Genomic DNA, 2414 nt, shown 5'->3' on the forward strand with positions numbered 1-2414 from the left:
CGGCGAGCCGTCACGGGCTGGCCGACCGCCTCGTCCACCCGGTCACCGCCGAGCTCGTCCCGGCCTACGAGGCGGTCGAGGCGCTCGTCGCCCCACACGCTCCCGGCCCTGGAGCAGGCCGGCGACGCCGAGCGCGTGGCGCACCGGCTCAAGCACCTGCAGGAGCACGGCTCCGGCGCTCAGCGGCAGTGCCGGGTGGCCGGCGACGAGGTCGATCTCGAGGCCGTGGTCCGCGACCTGCTCGAGCGCACCCGCGCCTCGTACGACGACTGAGCCGCCCGGCCGGGGCTACCGTCGAGCCCCGGAGGTGCCGATGACCGTCGACCTGGCCCACCCGCTCCACGGACGCTGGACCGTGCGCCACAGCCCGGCGGACCGCGTGCCCAGCCACGGCACGACCCGGTTCGCGAGCGCCCACGCGATCGACCTCGTGCCGGTCGACGACCGCGGGCGACGGTCCGGCGTGCGTCCGGTGACGCTCGTGCGCCCCGAACCTCCCACCCGCTTCATCGGCTTCGGACGCCCGGTGCTGGCACCGGCCGACGGGATCGTCGTGGCTGCGGAGGGCGGCGCGCCGGACCACCCCGCCTACCGCGGGATCCCGTCGCTCGGGTACGCGCTCACGCAGCGCCGCCGCGTGGCGGCGGGCTGGACCTCGCTCGCCGGCAACCACGTGATGATCGCGACGCCGCAGGGCGTCGTCGCCCTGTGCCACCTGCAGCAGGGAAGCCTGGTCGTGCGCGTCGGGGACCGGGTGCGCAAGGGCGAGCCCGTAGGTCGCTGCGGCAACAGCGGCAACAGCACCGAGCCGCACCTGCACCTGCAGGTCGTCGACCGCGCCGACGTGGAGCACGCCAGCGCCGTCCCGTTCACGCTCGAGGGACGTCTGCCGGCCAACGGCGAGGTCGTGGACGTCCCGGACGTCTACGGGGCCTGACCGGGCAGGTCCTCGGCACGGCAGACGAAGCGGTCGACCTCCTCGCCGGCGTCGCAGCGCAGCAGCACCACCGTCACGGCACCGCCCGGTGCCGGGTCGGCCCGCCACGTGCCGCCCGCCCGGGTCCAGCGCTCGAGGCGCTCGACGACGTCCTGGCGGGCCATGGCGCTACCGGACGACGGCGGTGAGCAGGACGACGGCGTCCTCGAGGGCGAGCAGCGAGTGGCGCTGCGGCGGGACGACCACCATGTCGCCGACGCCGCCCTCCCACGCGTCCGAGGCGGAGGCCAGCCGCACGCGTCCGGCCAGCACCTGCACCGTGCCCTCGTCCGGGCTGTTGTGCTCGGCCATCTCCGACCCGGAGCGCAGGGCGATGACGGTCTGCTTGAGCGCGTGGTGCTGTCCGCCGCGCACGGTGCGGGCCGCCCGCCCGCTGGACGCCTGACGGGCCGCCTCCAGCTCCTCGCGCGCGATGCCGGCCAGGTCGATCGACTCCATGCTCATGGCACCACCGTGGCACAGCGCCCCGGCCGCGCAAGGGCAACGAAAAGGGCCGCCTCGCGGCGGCCCTTGCGGTGGAGCATAGGAGATTCGAACTCCTGACCTCTTCGATGCGAACGAAGCGCGCTACCAACTGCGCCAATGCCCCTCGTGCGTCGACAACTGTAGCAACCCCTCCCCCGGGCACGACAACCCGGGGCGGTCAGGCCGGCGCGACGGCGGCCCGGCGCGCGCCGAGGGCGAGCAGCGAGGCCGCGGCCGCGAGGGCCCGGCGCACGGTCAGAACCGGACGATGGGGCAGGTCAGCGTGCGCGTGATGCCCGGGACGGACTGGACCTTCGAGACGACCATCTGGCCGAGCGCGTCGACGCTCCGGCCCTCGGCGCGCACGATGACGTCGTACGGCCCGGTGACGTCCTCGGACTGGACGACACCCTCGATCTCGGCGATCGCCTGGGCGACCTCGGTGGACTTGCCGACCTCGGTCTGGATCAGGATGTAGGCCTGCACGGTCATGACTGCTGCCCCTCTCGGCCTGGTCGGCGACGGGTCCGCCGCCTCCGAAACGCTACAGGATGCCGGCTCCGGCGATCCGGTCGGCCAGAATACGACCATGGACGCGGAGACGACGGTGCAGCAGCTGGGGGAGTTCGGCCTGGTGGCGGAGGTGAGCGCCCTCGCCGGTGACGGCGGCAAGGTGCTGCTCGGCCCCGGCGACGACGCGGCTCACGTGGCGGTGCGCACCGGCGGCTACCTCGTCTCGACCGACCTGCTGGTGGAGAACCGGCACTTCCGGCGCGACTGGTCCAGCGCCTACGAGGTCGGCCGCAAGGCGGCCGCCTGCAACCTGTCGGACATCGCGGCCATGGGCGGCGTCGCGGACGCGCTGACGGTCGCGCTCGGCGTGCCCGGCGACCTGCCCGCTCAGTGGGCGATCGACCTCGCCCGCGGCGTCGTCGACGAGGTGCCGCTGGTC

Annotated in this window: 6 protein-coding genes and 1 tRNA gene; 3 read left to right on the forward strand and 4 right to left on the reverse strand. The window is 74.5% G+C overall.

What is annotated here, in order from left to right; all coding sequences use genetic code 11:
• Both AC2W7G_RS13790 and AC2W7G_RS13795 read left to right on the forward strand, forming a co-directional pair.
• A partial coding sequence (locus AC2W7G_RS13790; RefSeq protein WP_485868941.1) for a hypothetical protein occupies positions 1 to 273 on the forward strand: 273 nt, incomplete at its 5' end.
• A 40-nt stretch (positions 274 to 313) separates the two neighbouring features.
• Positions 314 to 937, forward strand: a complete 624-nt coding sequence (locus AC2W7G_RS13795; protein ID WP_485868942.1) for a M23 family metallopeptidase — start codon at positions 314 to 316, stop codon at positions 935 to 937.
• Here AC2W7G_RS13795 and AC2W7G_RS13800 read toward each other — a convergent pair.
• From AC2W7G_RS13800 to AC2W7G_RS13815, 4 genes are all read right to left on the reverse strand, one after another.
• Entirely contained in the window at positions 925 to 1101 is a 177-nt protein-coding gene (locus tag AC2W7G_RS13800) for a hypothetical protein (RefSeq protein ID WP_485868943.1), read from the reverse strand. The genes AC2W7G_RS13795 and AC2W7G_RS13800 overlap by 13 nt on opposite strands.
• A gap of 4 nt (positions 1102 to 1105) precedes the next feature.
• Positions 1106 to 1441 carry a cupin domain-containing protein gene (locus AC2W7G_RS13805; protein WP_485868944.1) on the reverse strand — a complete coding sequence of 112 codons (336 nt, stop codon included), beginning with the start codon at positions 1439 to 1441 and terminating at the stop codon, positions 1106 to 1108.
• Positions 1442 to 1513: 72 nt separating this feature from the next.
• Positions 1514 to 1586 (reverse strand) — tRNA-Ala (locus tag AC2W7G_RS13810).
• A gap of 131 nt (positions 1587 to 1717) precedes the next feature.
• Positions 1718 to 1954 (reverse strand): Lrp/AsnC family transcriptional regulator, encoded by a 237-nt coding sequence (locus tag AC2W7G_RS13815; RefSeq protein WP_485868945.1) that lies wholly within the window; start codon positions 1952 to 1954, stop codon positions 1718 to 1720.
• Positions 1955 to 2051: 97 nt separating this feature from the next.
• Here AC2W7G_RS13815 and AC2W7G_RS13820 point away from each other — a divergent pair.
• Positions 2052 to 2414, forward strand: a 363-nt coding sequence (locus tag AC2W7G_RS13820) for a thiamine-phosphate kinase (protein WP_485868946.1), incomplete at its 3' end; no start/stop codon positions are given.

This window comes from Aeromicrobium sp. PFPM2_SD2, assembly GCF_057364525.1.

What these genes read in the sequence shown, in the direction of transcription:
- AC2W7G_RS13795 (WP_485868942.1), top strand. Translation starts at nt 314, where the DNA reads ATGACCGTCGACCTGGCCCACCCGCTCCACGGACGCTGGACCGTGCGC.
- AC2W7G_RS13800 (WP_485868943.1), bottom strand. Translation starts at nt 1,101, where the DNA reads ATGGCCCGCCAGGACGTCGTCGAGCGCCTCGAGCGCTGGACCCGGGCG.
- AC2W7G_RS13815 (WP_485868945.1), bottom strand. Translation starts at nt 1,954, where the DNA reads ATGACCGTGCAGGCCTACATCCTGATCCAGACCGAGGTCGGCAAGTCC.
- AC2W7G_RS13805 (WP_485868944.1), bottom strand. Translation starts at nt 1,441, where the DNA reads ATGAGCATGGAGTCGATCGACCTGGCCGGCATCGCGCGCGAGGAGCTG.